The 18,952-nt window shown below is 72.7% G+C and carries 15 protein-coding genes; 6 read left to right on the top strand and 9 right to left on the bottom strand.

The window, feature by feature from the left end; all coding sequences use genetic code 11:
* Positions 1–389: 389 nt before the first annotated feature.
* The gene (locus tag ACFV2S_RS08575; RefSeq protein ID WP_385555489.1) at positions 390–1,151 is read right to left on the bottom strand and encodes a hypothetical protein; all 762 of its coding nucleotides are present in this window, start codon (positions 1,149–1,151) and stop codon (positions 390–392) included.
* Positions 1,148–1,732, bottom strand: coding sequence for a papain-like cysteine protease family protein (locus tag ACFV2S_RS08570; protein WP_385555487.1), 585 nt, complete (start codon positions 1,730–1,732; stop codon positions 1,148–1,150). Before ACFV2S_RS08570 ends, ACFV2S_RS08575 begins: the two co-directional genes overlap by 4 nt.
* 235 nt (positions 1,733–1,967) lie before the next feature.
* On the opposite strand from ACFV2S_RS08570, the gene ACFV2S_RS08565 reads away from it, so the two are divergent.
* Positions 1,968–2,897 (top strand): hypothetical protein, encoded by a 930-nt coding sequence (locus tag ACFV2S_RS08565; protein WP_383798950.1) that lies wholly within the window; start codon positions 1,968–1,970, stop codon positions 2,895–2,897.
* Positions 2,898–2,901: 4 nt separating this feature from the next.
* On the opposite strand, the gene ACFV2S_RS08560 is transcribed toward ACFV2S_RS08565, so the two are convergent.
* Positions 2,902–3,342 carry a Rieske (2Fe-2S) protein gene (locus ACFV2S_RS08560; RefSeq protein WP_385555485.1) on the bottom strand — a complete coding sequence of 147 codons (441 nt, stop codon included), beginning with the start codon at positions 3,340–3,342 and terminating at the stop codon, positions 2,902–2,904.
* A gap of 157 nt (positions 3,343–3,499) precedes the next feature.
* Complete coding sequence (gene uvrA / locus ACFV2S_RS08555; RefSeq protein WP_385555483.1) at positions 3,500–6,598, bottom strand: excinuclease ABC subunit UvrA; 3,099 nt, start codon at positions 6,596–6,598, stop codon at positions 3,500–3,502.
* A 156-nt stretch (positions 6,599–6,754) separates the two neighbouring features.
* Here uvrA and ACFV2S_RS08550 point away from each other — a divergent pair, with 156 nt between their 5' ends.
* The 3 genes from ACFV2S_RS08550 to ACFV2S_RS08540 all read left to right on the top strand — a co-directional run bounded on the left by ACFV2S_RS08550 (position 6,755) and on the right by ACFV2S_RS08540 (position 9,543).
* Positions 6,755–7,444, top strand: a complete 690-nt coding sequence (locus ACFV2S_RS08550) for a maleylpyruvate isomerase family mycothiol-dependent enzyme (protein ID WP_385555481.1) — start codon at positions 6,755–6,757, stop codon at positions 7,442–7,444.
* 35 nt (positions 7,445–7,479) lie between these two features.
* The gene (locus tag ACFV2S_RS08545) at positions 7,480–8,136 is read left to right on the top strand and encodes an MBL fold metallo-hydrolase (RefSeq protein ID WP_385555479.1); all 657 of its coding nucleotides are present in this window, start codon (positions 7,480–7,482) and stop codon (positions 8,134–8,136) included.
* A gap of 120 nt (positions 8,137–8,256) precedes the next feature.
* A complete protein-coding gene (locus ACFV2S_RS08540) occupies positions 8,257–9,543 on the top strand; it encodes an MFS transporter (RefSeq protein ID WP_385555742.1) in 1,287 nt (428 codons plus the stop codon).
* Positions 9,544–9,630: 87 nt separating this feature from the next.
* Here the strand turns inward: ACFV2S_RS08540 and ACFV2S_RS08535 are convergent, their stop codons facing one another.
* The 5 genes from ACFV2S_RS08535 to ACFV2S_RS08515 all read right to left on the bottom strand — a co-directional run bounded on the left by ACFV2S_RS08535 (position 9,631) and on the right by ACFV2S_RS08515 (position 16,761).
* Entirely contained in the window at positions 9,631–10,647 is a 1,017-nt protein-coding gene (locus ACFV2S_RS08535) for a TerC/Alx family metal homeostasis membrane protein (protein WP_385555477.1), read from the bottom strand.
* Positions 10,648–10,878: 231 nt separating this feature from the next.
* Complete coding sequence (locus ACFV2S_RS08530) at positions 10,879–12,747, bottom strand: TerD family protein (protein ID WP_385555475.1); 1,869 nt, start codon at positions 12,745–12,747, stop codon at positions 10,879–10,881.
* Positions 12,748–12,852: 105 nt separating this feature from the next.
* The gene (locus ACFV2S_RS08525; RefSeq protein WP_189802381.1) at positions 12,853–13,431 is read right to left on the bottom strand and encodes a TerD family protein; all 579 of its coding nucleotides are present in this window, start codon (positions 13,429–13,431) and stop codon (positions 12,853–12,855) included.
* Between the two features lie 196 nt (positions 13,432–13,627).
* Positions 13,628–15,766, bottom strand: coding sequence for an excinuclease ABC subunit UvrB (gene uvrB, locus ACFV2S_RS08520; protein ID WP_383800442.1), 2,139 nt, complete (start codon positions 15,764–15,766; stop codon positions 13,628–13,630).
* Positions 15,767–15,837: 71 nt separating this feature from the next.
* Positions 15,838–16,761: an MHYT domain-containing protein gene (locus tag ACFV2S_RS08515; protein WP_385555472.1), complete on the bottom strand. Its 924-nt coding sequence runs from the start codon at positions 16,759–16,761 to the stop codon at positions 15,838–15,840.
* 249 nt (positions 16,762–17,010) lie between these two features.
* Between ACFV2S_RS08515 and ACFV2S_RS08510 the strand changes: the two genes are divergently transcribed.
* On the top strand, positions 17,011–17,589 hold the full coding sequence (locus ACFV2S_RS08510) for a methylated-DNA--[protein]-cysteine S-methyltransferase (protein ID WP_385555470.1): 579 nt from the start codon (positions 17,011–17,013) through the stop codon (positions 17,587–17,589).
* A 67-nt stretch (positions 17,590–17,656) separates the two neighbouring features.
* Positions 17,657–18,946, top strand: a complete 1,290-nt coding sequence (locus tag ACFV2S_RS08505) for an MFS transporter (RefSeq protein WP_385555468.1) — start codon at positions 17,657–17,659, stop codon at positions 18,944–18,946.
* Positions 18,947–18,952 lie beyond the last annotated feature (6 nt).

Here is an 18,952-nt window from a genome sequence, read left to right as displayed (position 1 = left end):
CCGGCCCCCCGCCCGGGCGCCCCCCCCCGCCCGCGGGGGCGGGGGCGGGGGGGCCCGGGGGGGGGGGGGGCCGCCCCGCGGACCGACCCCCGGCCCGTGTGGGCCCACGCCCGGCTGGGCGGTGCCCCGCCGCCGTGTGGGCAATCGTCCCGCTGGGCGGGACGGGTGGGCACACGGGACGGCGCCCTTCGCGGCGCCTCCGCATTCCGCGCCTCGACCCGCACCACCAGCGTGCTGCACCAGGGGTGCGGGTCAGGGCGTGGAAGCCTAGGCCCGGCACGGGGCGCCGTCCGTTGTGCCCACCCGTTCCGCCCCGGCGGAACGCATGCCCACAACGGGGCGGGGCGCAGGCCCAAGGCGGGTCCCGCGGGAGCGCGGGGTCCCGTGGCTCAGGCGCGAGGGACGGCGCGGCGGCGCCGGAGCGTCGCCGTTGCCGCCAGCAGCACCACACCCAGCCCCGCGCCCGCCATCACCGTTCCGCCACCGGCGACGGCCCCGGACTCCGCCGTCGCCTTCACGTCGTAACCCCCCGCCGCCCCCTTCCTCGCGTAGGCCGAGCCCGGCAGCTTGTCGCCGTAGGCGTGGGCGACCCGCGACCGGTAGGCCGCGAGGCTCGTCCCGTCGCGGCCGACGGCCCGTACCGCGTCCTCGTCCAGCGGCAGCACCTTCGCCCCCTTCTGGACGTACCACGCGTCGATCTGCGGCTCGCGGAAGACGAGACCGCCCCGGCCCATCTCCGCGTAGCGGATCTCGTCGTCACCGGTGGCGATGTTCACCACCTGCCAGCCGCCCGGCTGCTTCACCGTCCACAGGGAGGCCTTCTGCCCGTCGGAGGCGACGGCCCTGCTGGCGCGGAACTCGACGCGGGCGACCGGCGCCCCGGGCTTCCCCGCGACGAAGTCCGGGGAGAGGACCCGCACCGGCACGGAGGCGCCGTCGACGCGCGGCGCGGCCGCCGTGCGGGCGAGGGCCCCGTCGCGGGCGAAGAACCGGGACAGGGTGTCCAGCGTCTGCGGCGAGGACGCGGCCTGTTCGGGGGTGGGTGCGGGCGGGAGGCTCTCGGCGGCGGCGGCCGGGAGCGCCCCGAGGGCGACGAGCGCGCTGAGCAGGCCGAGCGCGGCGGCGGTCCGTACGGTCCTCATCGTCGTCACGCCCCGATCCGGTAGAGCGAGTGGGTCCAGGAGAACGAGCTGTTGTTGACGTACCAGGCGTGCGAGGCCCAGTTGTAGCGGTCGCTGGAGGGCCAGGGGTCGCCCCAGTAGACCCAGCTGTTGGCGTCGTCGTAGCCGTAGATCACGTGCATGTGGCCGCCGCCGCTCGACCACTGGATGCGCGTCTCGACGGGCCGGTCGGCGTTGATCTCGGTCTGGACGGTCGAGTAGCGCAGCCAGCCGTCGACGTACGAGCCGGGGCTGATGCCCGCCCAGCTCAGTCCGGTCTGGACGTTGCCGAGGGTGGCCTGCGAGTTGGGGCAGTCGTAGCCCTGCTGGCGGTTGAAGGCGGCGTTGCAGAACTGGTTCTGGCTGTAGTTCCGGCCGTACCAGGTGGCGATGGTGTTGCCGCTCGCCGCCCAGCACCAGTTGGTCTTCTGCTGGGCCTGCATGGTGATGTTCAGCCGCTTGGAGGCGAGGGCCGAGTCCGCGCCGGCGGGTGCGGCGGAGGCCGAGGTCGTGGGGACGAGGAAGAGTGCGGCGGCGGAGAGTGCCGCGAGGTGGAGCCTTCTTCTGCGCATCGCGTTCCTCCCGGAGAGGGGGGTGGGGATGTGGGGGGTGGAGGAGCGCGTCCGGACGCTGGTCAGGAGCATCTGCCGTTGTCCGGAACGGGTCAACACGCTTCAATGCGGGGTGACATCGGACTGTGAACGGTGTGACCCGGGTGTGAACGGACACCCGTGGCCCACCTGCCCGCGCTCCCCACGCGGCACGACGGTCCGTGCCCCCACCGTGAACGTTCACTGAGGAGCCCTCGTGAGCCACACCGAGGCCGATCTGGCGCAGTTGCTGCACACCGGCCCCTTCCATCTGGCGCTGCGCACCGCGCTCGCCGTGCGCGGGCTGCCGCTCCAGCGGGTCCAGCACCATCTCGCGCACCGGGGCGTCAAGGTCGGGGTGACGAGTCTGAGCTACTGGCAGCAGGGCGCCCGCCGGCCGCAGCGCCCGGAGTCCCTGAAGGCCGTCCGGGCCCTGGAGGAGGTGCTCCAGCTGCCCGGGAACTCGCTGCTGCGGCTCCTGACGGAGGACGCCGCCGGCCGCACCGAGGTGGAGCGCCCGGCGGGGCGCTCGTACCGCTCACTGGTGGAGGCGTCGGGCTCGGTCGAGGAGCTGCTCGCCGAGCTGGAGTCCCCGGCGGACGGCGGGCTGCACACGGTGGGGCACCACGAGCGGGTACGGATCGGGGCGGGGCGGGAGCTGGTCGGGCGCGAGTCGCAGCACGTGGTGCGCGCGCACCGGGACGGCGTGGACCGCTATCTGGCCATCCACCACGGCGACCCCGGCTGCGACCCGTCCCGGGTGGTGGTGCGGGCGGTGGAGAACTGCCGGACGGGCCGGGTGCGGTGGCACGCCGGGACGGGCGTGGTGGTCGCGGAGCTGCTCTTCGACGCGCGGCTGCGGGCCGGGGACACGTATCTGTTCTCGTACGGCTTCGAGGACGGTACGGCGGGTCCGAGCGGGGAGTACGTGCGCGGGTTCAGCTTCGCGGGCGGGCAGTACGTGCTCCAGGTCCGCTTCGACGAGGCGGCGCTCCCGGTGCGGTGCCGGAGGTTCGCGCAGGTCTCCGCGGGGGCGCCGCGCGGCGGCCGTGCGGAGCTGACCCTGAGCGGCCGGCACCGCACGGTGCACGTCGTGGAGCAGGGGGTGCGCCCGGGGATCCTGGGGATCGACTGGGACTGGGCGTGAGGCCTCAGGCCTTGGGGGCGGCGGACTCGGGGCCGGCCACCAGCCTGCCGTCCTCGACGCGGACGGGGACCTCGGGGAGCGGGACGGTGGCGGGGCCGCGGAGGGCCTTGCCGGTGGTCACGTCGAAGCGGCTGCCGTGGCAGGGGCAGTTGCCCTCGTTCTCCTCGACCTTGTCGAGGACGCATCCGGCGTGGGTGCACTGGGCGCTGAAGGCCCTGTACTGGCCCTTGGCCGGGCAGCTCACCACGAGCCGCTGCTCGCGGTAGAGCTTGGAACCGCCGACGGGGACCTCGTCGGGCGCGCCGAGCGGGACCGGGGCGGTCGGGGTCGGGACCTCGGCGTGGCCGAGCTTGGACTCGGTGGAGCAGGCGGCGACGCCCAGCCCGGCGGCTCCGGCGAGGGCCGCGCCTTTCAGTACGGTGCGGCGGCTGGACTGGCCGGACATGAGCGCTCCACGGTTCGCGTCGGGGACAAGACCCCCCAGGGGTGACCGAACCGACGATACCGGCGCCCCCTCCCCCGCCCTCGGCCGGGCCCTGAGCTGCGGAAGGCCCCGCGACGGGGCCCGGGCAGGACCCCGGGTGGGGGCCCTGCCCGGAACCTCACGCCTTGCGGGTCCTGGCCGTCGACTTCTTGGCCGCGGCCTTGGTGGCGGTGCCCTTCGTCGCCGCGGCCTTGGTCGCGGTGGCCTTGGTCGCGGTGGCCTTGGTCGCGGTGGCCTTCGTCGCCGTGGCCTTGCCGGCGGCGGCCCTGGTCGCCGCCGCCTTCGTCGCGGTCTTCTTGGCCGGGGCCTTCGCCGCCGTCTTCTTCTTCGTCCCGCGGGCCGCCGGGATCGTCCCCGCGGCGTCGCTGATCCGGTCGGCGCCGAGGATCTCGCGGAGGAACTTGCCGGTGTGGCTCGCCGGCACCGAGGCGACCTCCTCCGGCGTGCCCTCGGCGACCACGAGGCCGCCGCCGCTGCCGCCCTCCGGGCCCATGTCGATGACCCAGTCCGCGGTCTTGATGACATCGAGGTTGTGCTCGATGACGATCACCGAGTTGCCCTTGTCGACCAGGTTGGACAGGACCTTGATCAGCTTCGAGATGTCCTCGAAGTGGAGACCGGTGGTCGGCTCGTCCAGCACGTAGACCGTGCGGCCCGTCGAGCGCTTCTGGAGCTCGGAGGCGAGCTTGACGCGCTGCGCCTCGCCGCCGGAGAGCGTCGGCGCGGACTGGCCGAGGCGGACGTAGCCGAGTCCGACCTCGTTGAGCGTGCGCAGGTGCCGGGCGATGGTCGGGACGGCCTCGAAGAAGTCGAGGGCCTCCTCGATCGGCATGTTCAGGACTTCGGCGATGGACTTGCCCTTGTAGTGGACCTCCAGGGTCTCCCGGTTGTACCGGTCGCCGTGGCAGACCTCGCACGGGACGTAGACGTCCGGGAGGAAGTTCATCTCGATCTTGATCGTGCCGTCGCCGGAGCAGTTCTCGCAGCGGCCGCCCTTGACGTTGAAGGAGAAGCGGCCGGGCAGGTAGCCCCGGACCTTGGCCTCCATCGTCTCGGCGAAGAGCTTGCGGACGTGGTCGAAGACGCCGGTGTACGTCGCCGGGTTCGATCGCGGGGTGCGGCCGATCGGGGACTGGTCGACGTGCACGACCTTGTCGACGAGCTCGTCGCCGTCCACGCGCGTATGCCGTCCGGGCACCGACTTGGCGCCGTTCAGCTCGCGCGCCAGGTGGGTGTAGAGGATGTCGTTGACCAGGGTCGACTTGCCGGAGCCGGAGACGCCGGTGACCGCGGTGAGGACGCCCAGCGGGAAGGAGACGTCGATGTCCCGCAGGTTGTTCTCGCGTGCCCCGTGCACGGTGAGCCGGCGGCCCGGGTCCACCGGGCGGCGGATGTCCGGAGTGGCGATCGCCCTGCGGCCGGACAGGTACTGCCCGGTCATCGACTCCTCGTTGGCGAGGAGCTCCTTCAGGGAGCCGGAGTGGACGACCTTGCCGCCGTGCTCGCCGGCGCCGGGGCCGATGTCGACGACCCAGTCGGCGACCTTGATCGTGTCCTCGTCGTGCTCGACCACGATGAGCGTGTTGCCCATGTCCCGGAGCCGGACCAGGGTCTCGATCAGCCGGTGGTTGTCGCGCTGGTGGAGGCCGATGGACGGCTCGTCGAGCACGTAGAGCACGCCCACCAGACCGGAGCCGATCTGGGTGGCGAGCCGGATGCGCTGGGCCTCGCCGCCGGAGAGCGTGCCCGCCGCCCGGTTGAGCGAGAGGTAGTCGAGGCCGACGTCGACGAGGAAGCGCAGCCGCTCGTTGACCTCCTTGAGGACCCGCTCGGCGATCTTCTTGTCGCGGGCGTTGAGCGTGAGGCGGGAGAGGAACTCGGCGCAGTCGCTGATCGACATCCCCGAGACCTCGGCGATGGACCGGTCCATGACCGTGACCGCGAGGACGATCGGCTTGAGGCGGGTGCCCTCGCAGGTGGGGCAGGGCACCTCGCGCATGTAGCCCTCGAAGCGCTCGCGGCTGGAGTCGCTCTCGGCCTCGGTGTGCCGCCGCTTGACGAAGGAGACGGCGCCCTCGAAGGCCGGGGTGGTGTAGGCCCGCTCGCGTCCGTACCGGTTGCGGTAGCGGACCTCGACCTGGGTCTTGTGGCCGTGCATCAGGGCCTTCTTGGCGCGCTGCGGCAGCCCGGCGTACGGGATGTCCGTGCGGAAGCCCAGAGCCTGGGAGAGTCCGCCGATGAGCCGGCCGAAGTACTCCTTGGTGTGGCCGTGCGACCAGGGGTGGATGGCGCCCTCGTCGAGGGACTTGTCCTCGTCGGGGACGATCAGCTCCGGGTCGACCTCCATGCGCGTGCCGATGCCGGTGCAGTCCGGGCAGGCGCCGAAGGGCGAGTTGAAGGAGAAGGAGCGCGGCTCCAGCTCCTCGAAGGACAGGTCGTCGTACGGGCAGTAGAGGTGCTCCGAGTACATCCGCTCGCGCTCGGGGTCGTCCTCGGCGAGGTCGACGAAGTCGAGCACGACCATGCCGCCGGAGAGTCCGAGCGCGGTCTCGACGGAGTCGGTGAGCCGGCGCTTGGCGCCGTCCTTCACGGTGAGGCGGTCGACGACCACCTCGATCGTGTGCTTCTCCTGCTTCTTCAGCGTCGGCGGCTCGCTCAGCTGGACGGTCACGCCGTCGACCCGCGCGCGGCTGTAGCCCTTGGTCTGGAGGTCGGCGAAGAGGTCGACGAACTCGCCCTTGCGCTCGCGCACGAGCGGGGAGAGCACCTGGAAGCGGCTGCCCTCGGGGAGCTCCAGGACCTTGTCGACGATGGCCTGCGGCGACTGGCGGGAGATGGGCCGGCGGCACTCGGGACAGTGCGGCTTGCCGATGCGGGCGAAGAGCAGGCGGAGGTAGTCGTAGACCTCCGTGATGGTGCCGACCGTCGAGCGCGGGTTGCGCGAGGTCGACTTCTGGTCGATGGAGACGGCGGGCGAGAGCCCCTCGATGAAGTCGACGTCCGGCTTGTCCATCTGACCGAGGAACTGCCGGGCGTACGAGGAGAGCGACTCGACGTACCGGCGCTGCCCCTCGGCGAAGATCGTGTCGAACGCGAGGGAGGACTTGCCCGACCCCGAGAGCCCGGTGAAGACGATGAGGGAGTCACGCGGGAGGTCGAGCGAGACGTTCTTGAGGTTGTGCTCGCGAGCGCCACGGACGATGAGACGGTCGGCCACGCCGGTCCGCACCTTTCTTGAGAGAGCGGATGTGCCTGACACACCCAACAACCAAGGATGCCGGATGCTTCCACCGAGCCTATAGCACGCACATTCGATTTCCGGCCGTCCCGAGACCGCTTCACCCGAACGAGTGGCGGCGCTAGGGTCGGCGCCATGATCGACCACGAACGTGACCTGGCCTCCGTGCGCGAGGCGACCGACCGTCTGCTGACCGCCGCCGCCTCCTGGGACAACGCGGCGGCGGCCGAGCCGTCACGGCTTCCGGGCTGGACCCGCGGCCATGTCCTCGCCCACGTCGCCCGCAACGCCGACGCCCTCGTGAACGCCCTCCAGGGACGACCCATGTACGCGGACGCCGCGACCCGGGACGCCGACATCGAGCGCGACGCCGGCCGACCGCTCGACGTCCACCTCGCCGACCTGCGCGAAAGCGGTGACCGCTTCCAGACCGCGGGCGCCGAGCCCGCCGACTGGACCCGCACGGTCGAGCTCCGCAACGGGGTCACCGACAGCGCCTCCCGGATCCCCTTCCGCCGCTGGGTGGAGGTCGCCCTGCACCACGTCGACCTGGGCGCGGGCTACGAGCTGGAGGACCTGCCGGAGGAGTTCGTCCAGCGGGAGATCGACTTCCTGGCGGAGCGGTTCGCCGGCCACAAGGACGTGCCCTCGACCGCCGTCCGCGCCGACGACGGCCGCATCTGGACGACCGGCGGCGGTGCCGAGGGAGGCCCCGTGGCCGTCTCCGGCCCCGCCCCCGAGCTCCTCGGCTGGCTCGCCGGCCGCCGCGACGGCTCCGCCCTGAAGACCGAGGGCGGCCCCCTGCCGGAGCTTCCGCCGCTGTAGCCGCCACTGTCACTCCCCGGGGCTAGTCTGAGGCCATGACGTACAGCGGAGTGGTGAAGGTCGGCGGCGCGGCGGACGTGCACGAGCTGACGGACCTGATGATCTCGAAGGTCGCGGTCGGCCCGATGGACAACAACGCGTATCTGCTGCGCTGCCGGGCGACCGGCGAGCAGCTGCTGATCGACGCGGCCAACGAGGCCGGGACGCTCCTCACGCTGATCGGTGACGACGGCATCGCCGCCGTCGTCACCACCCACCGGCACGGCGACCACTGGCAGGCCCTGGAGGAGGTCGTGGCCGCGACCGGCGCCAGGACGTACGCGGGCGCGTACGACGCGGAGGGCATCCCGGTCCCGACCGACGTCCCCGTCGAGGACGGCGACACGATCCGGGTGGGCCGGGTGGAGCTGACCGCGCGCCGCCTGGTCGGTCACACCCCGGGCTCGATCGCCCTGGTCTACGACGACCCGCACGGCCACCCGCACGTCTTCACCGGCGACTGCCTCTTCCCCGGCGGCGTGGGCAACACGTGGAAGGACCCCGAGGCCTTCGCGAGCCTGATCCACGACGTGGAGACCAAGCTCTTCGCCGCCCTGCCCGACGAGTCCTGGGTCTACCCCGGCCACGGCAGGGACACCACGCTCGGTGACGAGCGCCCGCACCTCGCGGAGTGGCGCGAGCGCGGCTGGTGACCCCCGGCGCGCGGCCCCCGAGCTGCGCACCCCCGCACGCCCCCGTAACCGGGACGGCGACGGGGTAGTTGGCGCCACATGCGCCAAAGTCACCCTCCGTCGCCGGTCCCGACGCCCTCGATGGGGCGGCTCGCCGCCGCCTCGCTCGTCGGCACCGCCATCGAGTTCTTCGACTTCTTCGTCTACGGGACCGCCGCCGCGCTCGTCCTCGGGCCGCTCTTCTTCCCCACCTTCTCGCCCCTGGCCGGGACCCTGGCCGCCTTCGGCACCTTCGCCGCCGGGTTCCTCGCCCGCCCCCTGGGCTCGGTCCTCTTCGGACACGTCGGCGACCGGTACGGCCGGCGGCCGGTCCTCTTCGCCTCGCTGCTCCTGACCGGCTGCGCCACCGTCGCGGTCGGCTTCGTCCCGACGTACGCGACGCTCGGCATCGCCGCCCCGGCGCTCCTGCTCACCCTCCGCTTCCTCCAGGGCCTCGGTCTGGGCGGCGAGTGGGGCGGGGCGGTCCTGCTCACCGCCGAGCACGCCCCCGCGCACCGGCGCGCGCTGTGGTCGAGCTTCCCGCAGGTCGGCCCGTCGATCGGCTTCCTCCTGGCGAACGGGGTGATGCTGGCGCTCACCGCCGGGCTGAGCGACGCGGAGTTCCGCTCCTGGGGCTGGCGGGTGCCGTTCTGGGTCGCGGGGCTGCTCGCGCTCGCCGGGCTGCTGCTGCGCTCCTCGCTGGCGGAGACCCCGCAGTTCGAGGAGCTGTCGGCGACCGGACGGCGCGCGGGCGCCCCGCTGGCCGAGATCGTGCGCGACCACTGGCGCCTCGTGCTGCTGACGGCCGGGGCGCTCGCCGTCGGGTACGCCGTCTTCTACTCGGTCTCCACCTGGGCGCTGGCCTACGGCACCGAGCGGCTCGGGGTGAGCAGCACCGTGATGCTGGCCTGCGTGATGGCGGCGGTGGCCGTGATGGGCGTGCTGACCCCGTTCGTGGCGCTCCTCGGCGACCGCTGGGGCCGCCGTCCGCTCTGCCTGGCGGGGTGCGCCGGCTGCGCGCTCTGGATGTTCCCGATGGTGGCCCTGCTGCACACGGCCCGGCCGCCGCTGATGTTCCTCGGGTTCCTGGGCGCGCTGCTGGCCTTCATCACGATGTTCTCGGTGGTCGCCGCGTACCTGCCGGAGCTGTACGAGCCGCGCGTCCGCTGCACCGGCGCCGCCGTCGGCTACAACCTGGCCGGCGTCCTGGGCGGTGCGCTGACGCCGATCCTGGCCACGACCCTCTCCGAGGGCGGCTCCGGCCCGCCCTGGGGCGTCGCGGCCTACCTCACGCTGGTCGCCCTGGTGAGCCTCGGCTGCTTCGCCCTCCTCCCGGAGACCCTCCCGGGCCGCACCGGGGAACCGGCACCGGAGCCGGCGGCCGTCTGAGCCCGCGGCACGGGGCGGGGCGCCCCGCGGACACGGCGACGGCCGACCGGAAGGGATCCGGTCGGCCGTCGGTGGTGCGGAAGGGCGTCAGGCCTCGACGCTGTCCTTCGGGGTGTCCTCGGGGGCGGCCGGCGTCGCGGCGGCCTCCGCGGCCTCGCGCTGTGCCTGCCTCCTGGAGGCGATCAGGCTGGTGATGGTCGTGATGACCAGGACACCGCCGATGAACGCCAGCGAGAACGGGATGGTGATCTCCGGGACGTGCACCCCGGACTCGTGCAGCGCGTGCAGCACGAGCTTCACGCCGATGAAGCCGAGGATCACCGACAGGCCGTAACTGAGGTGGACCAGCTTCTTGAGCAGGCCGCCGATCAGGAAGTACAGCTGCCGCAGACCCATGAGGGCGAAGGCGTTGGCGGTGAAGACGATGTACGGGTCCTGGGTGAGGCCGAAGATCGCCGGGATGGAGTCGAGGGCGAAGAGGATGTCGGTGGTGCCGATGGCCAGCATGACGACCATCAGCGGGGTCATGATCCGCTTGCCGTTGTTGACGATGAAGAGCTTGGTGCCGTGGTAGCGGTCGGCGACGCCGAACTTCTTCTCGGCCATCTTGAGGAGACGGTTCTCCTCCCAGTCGTCCTCCTCCTCGTCGGAGCGCGCCTCCTGGATGAGCTTCCAGGCGGTGTAGATCAGGAACGCGCCGAAGATGTAGAAGACCCACGAGAAGCTCGCGATGATCGCGGCGCCCGCGGCGATGAAGATCGTGCGGAGGACCAGGGCGATCACCACGCCCACCAGGAGCACGCGCTGCTGGAGGTGCGAGGGGACCGCGAACTTCGCCATGATCAGGACGAAGACGAAGAGGTTGTCGACGCTGAGCGACTTCTCGGTGACGTAGCCCGCGAAGAACTCGCCCGACGCCTGGCTGTTGCCGAAGACCAGCAGGCCGAGTCCGAAGAGCACGGCCAGCACGATCCAGACGATCGTCCAGATTCCGGCTTCCTTGACCGACACGTCATGGGGCTTGCGCCCGATGAAGAAGTCGGCTCCGATCAGGGCGGCGAGACCGAGAATGGTCACTACCCACAGAGTCATTGAAACGTCCACTGCGCCTCCGGCGTCGTACGGCTACTGATCAGCGTCGTCGCTGCCGGAGGTCTCTTCCACCCGGGCGGCGGACGGGCCGCCGGGCCGACGCCCCGGGATCGGATCGATGATGATCCGTCCGTATTGACGGGTACGCCGCGCAATGGGGAGTACTCCCCTCCGCACCAAGAAGACTACCCGAAAGACCAAGAGAAGGTAAAGAGAAGGGTAAAGAGCCCTCAAAAGGCCAGCTCAAAGGCCCTTTCCATGGCGAGCGGCCGCCACGCGCGTGAGGACCTGGCGGAGGATCGCGCTGCCCGGCGGAACGAGCGGCGGCTCGTACGACCAGGCGTGGCCGACCCAGGGATCGGCGAGGTGGTCGTCGGGCACGGGGGTGAGCCGCAGCAGCGAACGCCACAGGGGGTCGAGCAGCGGCCCGTACGCCGCCGCGTCCTCCCGGTCCGCGACCATCAGCAGATGGACGCCGACCGAGGGGCCCTCGTCGGCCAGGTACCGCAGCCGGGTGACCGCCCGGTCGTCGAAGCCGTGCGGGAAGTCGTGCACGATCAGCAACTGCCGGGCCGCGTCCAGACCCGGCGGCAGCGCGTCGGCCGCACCGCCCCGCACTGCCATCTGCAGCAGGTCGACCCGCTCGGTGAGCTGCTCCAGGACCGCCGAGACACCGGCCGCGCCCCGGGCGGGCGGCGCGGCGGCCCCCGTCTCCACGAGCGGCGCGAGGGCGGCGGCGCCGGCGCCCGCCGGGTCGACGAGATGGACGGTGAACGCGCCGGCCGGGTGCGCCGCGAGGAGCCGCGCCGCGTGCGCCACCGCGCAGTCCAGGGCGAGCCGCCGCAGCTCGGCCTCGTCCAGGAAGGCGGCCGCCTCGCTCCGGCCGCGGCCGGAGTCCACCCACAGCCCGCGCTCCAGCGGCAGCCGGACGAGCATGGGGATCCGCAGGTCGGTGCGCTCGGGGAGGTGGAGGTCGCCGAGACGGACGGCCATCGGCTCCTCACCCGGGACGCGGTAGCCGTGCCAGACGGGGTTGTCCCAGCGCGCGTACGCGACGGGCAGCGCCGGCTCGACGACCTCGGACTCGACGGCGAGCTGGGCCAGGTCCCGGTCCAGGACCTCACGGGCGCGCCCCACGAGCTCGTCGTGCCGGGCGCGGGCGGCGGCGCGCGCGGCGTCGTTCGCGCCGCCGGCCCGGGACCGGTAGTCGGTGAGCGCCTCGTCGAGCTCGCGGTTGAGCCGGGACTCCGCGAAGTCGCAGGCGCTGCGGTAGGCGGCGGCGGTACGGGCCAGGTCCTCGAACATGCCCCACACCTGGTTGTAGAGCCGCTCGTCCATGGACCAGCCCGAGGCGTCCCCGGCGACCGGCACGGGCGGCGCCCGCCGCGGCTCGGGAGCGGGAGCGGGCTCGGCCGCCCGGCGACGGGGGTGGGCGTAGTTCAGGGGCCCGCCGGGCGCCGGTGCGGGGCCGGGGGCGGACGGGGGCGTCGGGTCCGGCGCGGGCGGTGCCGTGCGGGGGACGCGCTCCGCCCGGGGGACGCGGGGGGCGGGGGCCTCGGCCGGCCGGTCGCGCTCGGGGGCCACCGCCGCCAGGATCGACGCGGCCAGCTCCTCGGCGCGCTCCAGGCCCTGGTCGCCGAGGAGGGCGGCGAGCCCGCCCTCGTACCCCTGGCCCATGGCGCGGACCTTCCAGGCTCCCTGGCGGCGGTACAGCTCCAGGGCCACGACGGCGGACTCCCGGTCGAGTCCGGTGAGGGTGTAGCTCGCGATCTCGGTGCCGTCGGCGCCGGCGACGGCGACGAAGGGGGCGGCGAGGGCCCCGAAGCGGGCGGCGGCGCCGGTGAGCGCGAGGAGGACCGAGACGCGGTGGACGGTCCCGGGGACCGCGTCCAGGTCGACGGTGAGCCGGTGGTCGGCAGCGGCCGGTCCGGGCACGCCGACCCCGGGGAGGGCGGGTGCGCCGGGGTGGGCGATGCACTCCGCGCCGGCCACGCGGCCCTGCTCGTCGCCGAGGGTGACCCCGGCGACGACGGGGTGACCGGCCGACACCCGGATCTCCAGTCGGGTCTCGGGCAGGGGGTGGTTCTGCCCCCGGACCAGCTCGGCCGTCATCGTCTCTGTCCCCTCAGCGTTTCCTGGTGCCGGGCAAGTTCATGCGGGACAGCTCCCGGCGGCCTGGTGCCACCGGGAGCTGCGGGTGTGTCGTGCCGGGCCTGGTTACAGGTGCGGCAGGATCGCCGGCATCAGGTCCTGGAAGGTGCGGCCGTTGGCCGGGTTGCCCAGGGCGGTCATCTGCCAGCCGGAGCCGACCCGGTGCACCTTCGCCATGATCTGCGCGGTGTAGTTGCCGCCGCCGTCGAGGGTGTAGCGCGCGAGCTCCTGCCCGTTCGTCTCGTCGACGATCCGGCAGAAGGCGTTCTGCACCTCCTGGAACGTCTGCCCGGTGAAGGAGTTCACCGTGAAGACGATCTGGTCGATGTGGACCGGCACCCGCTCCAGGTCCACGAGGATCGCCTCGTCGTCGCCGCCCTGGCCCGCGCCGCCGACCAGGTTGTCGCCGGTGTGCTTGACCGAGCCGTCGTCGCTGACCAGGTGGCGGAAGAAGACGACGTCGACCGGCTGCTTCTCGGCGAAGAGCACGGCCGAGGCGTCCAGGTCGATCTCCCGGGTGCGCGAGCCGAAGAGACCCCGGCGCGGCGCGGCCTGCCAGCCGAGCCCCATCCGCACCTGGGTGAGGCTGCCCCCGCCCTTCTTCTCCAGGCTGATGGCCTGACCCTTGGTCATGTTGACCGACACGCGTCTGCCCCTCTCGTTGGCGATTCCCCGCGCCCGCTGTCCGGTGCGTGCGGTTGTCGAGCACCCTACGCAGCGGCACCGACACAGCGGAGACTCGGTCCGGTTTTGTGTCGGTCTTGCAACACACCGGACCGCCCCTCCTGGCCGCCCGCCGTCGGGTCCGTCCCGGCCCGGCCGTCGGCCCTCCGCCGCCCCGTCAGGCGAGCCCCGCCTCCTTCATCTGGCGCAGCTCCTTCTTCAGCTCGCCCACCTCGTCCCTGAGCCGGGCCGCCACCTCGAACTGCAGCTCGGCGGCGGCGGCGCGCATCCGGTCCGTCATCTCCTCGATGATCGCGGCCAGTTCGGTGGCGGGCCGGTCGCCGAGCTCGACGGTCGAACCGGCCTTTCCGCCCTTGCCCCGGGCCGTGGGGCCGTGCGCGGCCAGCGAGGGCACGGGGGCCTTCGCGCCCTTGCCCTCCTTGCCCTGCCGGTAGCCGGTGCCGAGCAGTTCCTCGGTGTCGATCTCCTCGCGCGCGATGGTCGCGACGATGTCGTTGATCTTCTTGCGGAGCGGCTGCGGGTCGATGCCGCGCTCGGTGTTGTACGCGATCTGCTTCTCGCGGCGCCGGTTGGTCTCCTCGATGGCCTGCTCCATCGCCGGGGTGATCCGGTCCGCGTACATGTGGACCTGGCCCGACACGTTGCGCGCGGCGCGGCCGATGGTCTGGATGAGAGAGGTCCCGGAGCGCAGGAAGCCCTGCTTGTCCGCGTCGAGGATGGCGACGAGGGACACCTCGGGGAGGTCGAGGCCCTCCCGGAGCAGGTTGATGCCGACGAGGACGTCGTACTCTCCGGCGCGCAGCTCGCGGAGGAGCTCGATGCGGCGCAGGGTGTCGACGTCGCTGTGCAGGTAGCGCACCTGGATGCCGAGCTCCAGGAAGTAGTCGGTGAGGTCCTCGGCCATCTTCTTGGTGAGGGTGGTGACGAGGACCCGCTCGTCGCGCTCGGCGCGCAGCCGGATCTCGTGGACGAGGTCGTCGATCTGGCCCTCGGTGGGCTTGACCACGACCTCGGGGTCGACGAGTCCGGTGGGCCGGATGATCTGCTCGACGAAGCCGTCGCCGCGCGAGAGCTCGTACGTCCCGGGGGTGGCGGAGAGGTAGACGGTCTGCCCGATCCGCTCCTGGAACTCCTCCCACTTCAGCGGGCGGTTGTCGAGGGCGGAGGGAAGGCGGAAGCCGTGGTCGACGAGGGTCCGCTTGCGGGACGCGTCGCCCTCGTACATGGCGCCGATCTGCGGCACGGTGACGTGCGACTCGTCGATGACGAGGAGGAAGTCCTCGGGGAAGTAGTCGAGGAGGGTGTTCGGCGCGGAGCCGGGGTCGCGGCCGTCGAAGTGCATCGAGTAGTTCTCGATGCCGGAGCAGGAGCCGATCTGCCGCATCATCTCGATGTCGTACGTGGTGCGCATGCGCAGGCGCTGGGACTCCAGGTGCTTGCCCTGCTTGTCGAGTTCGGCGAGGCGGCCCTCCAGCTCGCGCTCGATGTCGTTGACGGCCCGCTCCATGCGCTCGGGGCCCGCGACGTAGTGGCTGGCGGGGAAGACGTACAGCTCGTGGTCCTCGCTGATGACCTCGCCGGTGAGCGGGTGGAGGGTGGAGAGGGCCTCGATCTCGTCGCCGAACATCTCGATGCGGACGGCGAGCTCCTCGTACACCGGGAAGATCTCGATGGTGTCGCCGCGCACCCGGAAGGTGCCGCGGGTGAACGCGAGGTCGTTCCGCGTGTACTGGATGTCGACGAAGCGGCGGAGCAGCTGGTCGCGGTCGATCTCCTCGCCGACCTTGAGCGGGACCATCCGGTCCACGTACTCCTGGGGCGTGCCGAGGCCGTAGATGCAGGAGACGGAGGCGACCACGACGACGTCCCTGCGGGTGAGCAGGGAGTTCGTCGCGGAGTGGCGGAGCCGCTCCACCTCCTCGTTGATGGAGGAGTCCTTCTCGATGTACGTGTCCGACTGCGGGACGTACGCCTCGGGCTGGTAGTAGTCGTAGTACGAGACGAAGTACTCGACGGCGTTGTTCGGCAGGAGCTCGCGGAACTCGTTCGCCAGCTGCGCGGCCAGCGTCTTGTTCGGCGCCATCACCAGGGTGGGGCGCTGGAGCTTCTCGATCATCCACGCCGTGGTCGCCGACTTGCCGGTGCCGGTGGCGCCGAGGAGGACGACGTCCTTCTCGCCCGCGCGGACGCGCCGCTCGAGGTCGGCGATGGCGGTCGGCTGGTCGCCGCTGGGCTTGTACTCACTGACGACCTCGAAGGGCGCCACCGAACGTTCGATCTTGGAAACGGGCCGCATGCAACCACCGTACGACCCGGCACCGACAGTCGGGCGGTGATCGGCTCACCGCCCGGTCGCCGGGCGTCCCGTCACCAGTCCTGGGAACGGTGTCCGGCGCGCGGGACGCTCCGGCCGGGGGAGCCGCGGCCGGCCCGTCCGGCGGGGCGCCGGCCGGGACGGGCGGTCCAGTTGGCGGGCTCGCCGTAGGACGGCACGTGGCGCGGGGCGGGCACGCCGGGGCGGTGCGGGGTCCGGGCGGCGGGCCGCTGCCAGTCCGGGTCGCCCATCACGAGCAGCGGGTCGAACATGACGACGACGGCGGCCAGGATCAGGAAGACCGCCGGGCCGATCAGCATGGGCAGGAGGAGCGAGGTGGCGGTGTCCCCGGTTCCGGGGCGGGCCCCGGTGCCGTGCAGGTGGACGCTGACGGCGGCCATGGCGGTGTAGTGCATACCACTGACCGCTCCGCCCATCACCAGGCTCGCGCCGAGACTGGCCAGAAATCCATGGACGGAGACGGCCGCCCAGAGGGCCGCGGTGGCGGCGACGACGGCGATGACCACGGAGAGGGCGACCGTGAGGGTGTCGTACTCGATCTTGCCCTGGAGGCGCATACCGGCCATGCCGAGGTAGTGCATGGTGGCGACGCCGAGGCCCGTGATGGTGCCGCCGGTGACCAGGGTGAGGGCGGTCGCGCCGCGGTAGCCGACGATGAAGATGCCGATGCCGACCATGAGGACGGCGACGCCCAGGCTGGCGAAGGTGAGGGGGCGGTCGTAGGCGACGGGCGCCTGCTGGACGGAGAAGCCCATCATCGCGATGAAGTGCATCGTCCAGATGCCGGTGCCGATCGAGGTGGCGCCGAGGGCGAGCCAGCCCGCCTTGAAGCTGTCGTGGTGGCGGAGCGATCTGGTCGTGCACCGCAGGCCGAGGGCGCCGCCGAGGCAGGCCATGAGAAAGGCGGCCAGGGGCGTCACGAGCCCGTAGCTGAATCCGTCGACCGTGCCCTGCATGAGCGTGTGTCCTCCACCCCTGGTGCAACGTCGTCCGAAAACAGTCGGTACCGCTGGGTAGTACTACCGGGGCGAGATTATGGCGCGCGGGCAGCCCGGCGACCACGTGACCGGGGAATTTCCATGCGCGAGACCGGAGCGAGACCGGTCCGTGACCTCGGTGACGGGTCCGGACCGGCCCGTCGGCTCCGCCCGCGTTCCTGGCCGACGGCCGCGGGATTGTCGGTGGCGGGTCGTACCGTGGGCGGCATGGACATCGACACGGGGGCGGCGGCCGGGACGGCGGGCACGGAGCGGACCGGCACGGTGGAGTGGACGGTCGTGGAGAGCGCCATCGGGCCGCTCCTCCTCGCCGCGACCGGGCGGGGGCTCGTGCAGGTCGGGTTCCACGCCGGCCCGGAGCGGCGGGAGCGGATGCTCGACCGGCTGGCGGGGCAGCTCGGCGCGGAGCCGGTGGAGCGCGCATCGGGACGGCTCGCCGAGGCGGTGCGCCGGCTCGACCGGTACTTCGCGGGCGAGCCGGACGACCTCGACCTGCCGCTGGACTGGTCGCTGACGACCGGCTTCAACCGTCAGGTGCTGCGCGAGCTGGCGGCGGGCGTCCCGTACGGCACGGTCGTCGGGTACGGGGACCTGGCGAGACGCGTGGGACAGCCGGGCGCGGCGCAGGCGGTCGGCGCGGCGATGGGCTCCAATCCGCTGCCGCTGGTGGTGCCCTGCCACCGCGTGGTGGAGAGCGACGGCGGCCTCGGCGGCTTCGGGGGCGGCCTGGAGACGAAGAGACAGCTGCTGGCCCTGGAGGGCGTGCTGCCCGCCCCTCTCTTCTGAGCTCCCGGGCGGACCGGGGAGGGAGGCGGCGTTCCCATGGGATGGGACGGCTGGCACACTCACGTAAGTGACGCATACCCCCAGCGCCCCTGACGCCGTCGTACCCGGCTCCATATCCGCCCCGGTCACCCCCGACGAGCTGCCCGCGCTCCGGCGGCGCGTCCAGGCCGGGCTGATCGCCACCCAGATCCTGGGAGGCCTCGGCATCGCCATCGGCTTCGCCCTCGCCGCCGTCCTGGCGCGGGACGTCAGCGGCACCGAGGCGCTCTCCGGTCTGGCGTCGACGGCGTCGGTCGCCGGTTCCGCGCTGCTCGCGATGCCGCTGGCCACGCTGATGACCCGGCGGGGGCGCCGGGCGGGGCTCGTCCTGGCGTACCTCCTCGCGGCGGTGGGCGCCGGCGTGGTGGTGCTCGGGGCGGTCCTCGGGAACTTCCCCCTCCTGCTGGCCGGGCTCGTCGGCTTCGGCGCAGGGTCCTCGGCGAACCTGGCGGCCCGCTTCGCCGCCGCCGACCTGGCCGAGCCGGACCGCAGGGCCCGGGCCATCTCCACGGTGGTGTGGGCGACCACGATCGGCGCGGTGCTCGGCCCGAACGTCGCCGCGCCCGCCGGGAAGAGCGTCTCGGGCCTGGGCGTCCCGGCCGCCGCGGGCCCGTTCGTCTGGGCCGCCGGCGTCTTCGTGCTGGCCGCCGCCGTGGTGGCCGTGCTGCTGCAGCCCGACCCGCTGCTCACCGCACGCGCGCTGGACGCCGGGGCGGGCGAGGCGCCGGAGGGGCGCTCCCTGCGGGCCGGGATGGACGCGGTGCGCAAGTCCCCGCGCGCCCGGATCGCGCTCGTCACCATCGCGGGCACGCACACCGCCATGGTGTCGATCATGTCGATGACGCCGGTGGCGCTCACCCACCACGGCGCCGGCATCCAGCTGGTCGGACTCGTGATCAGCGGGCACATCACGGGGATGTACGCCTTCTCGCCGTTGATGGGCTGGCTGTCCGACCGGCTGGGCCGGCTCGCGGTGATCGGGCTCGCGGTCGGGCTGATCGGCACGGCGGCGCTCGTCGCGGGCACGGCGGGAGCGTCCCACGGCCGGACGGCCCTGGGCCTCTTCATCCTCGGCCTGGGCTGGTCGGCGGGGCTCGTGTCCGGGTCGGCCCTGCTCACCGACTCGGTGCCGCAGGCCGCGAGGGCCGCCGTCCAGGGGCTCTCCGACTTCGTCATGAACACGGCCGCCGGGCTCGGCGGACTGGCGGCGGGCCTGATCGTCGCGAAGGCGGGTTACGGTCCGCTGAACGCGATCGCCGCGTGCCTACTGCTGCCGATGGCGGCGCTCGCGCTGCGGGGCGCGCTCCGGAAGGCCTGACAGGAC

The organism is Streptomyces sp. NPDC059695, from assembly GCF_042733785.1.
Taxonomy (GTDB): Bacteria; Actinomycetota; Actinomycetes; order Streptomycetales; family Streptomycetaceae; genus Streptomyces.
Note: the sequence above shows the minus strand (reverse complement) of the source record. Positions and strands in the feature narration are given on the sequence as shown.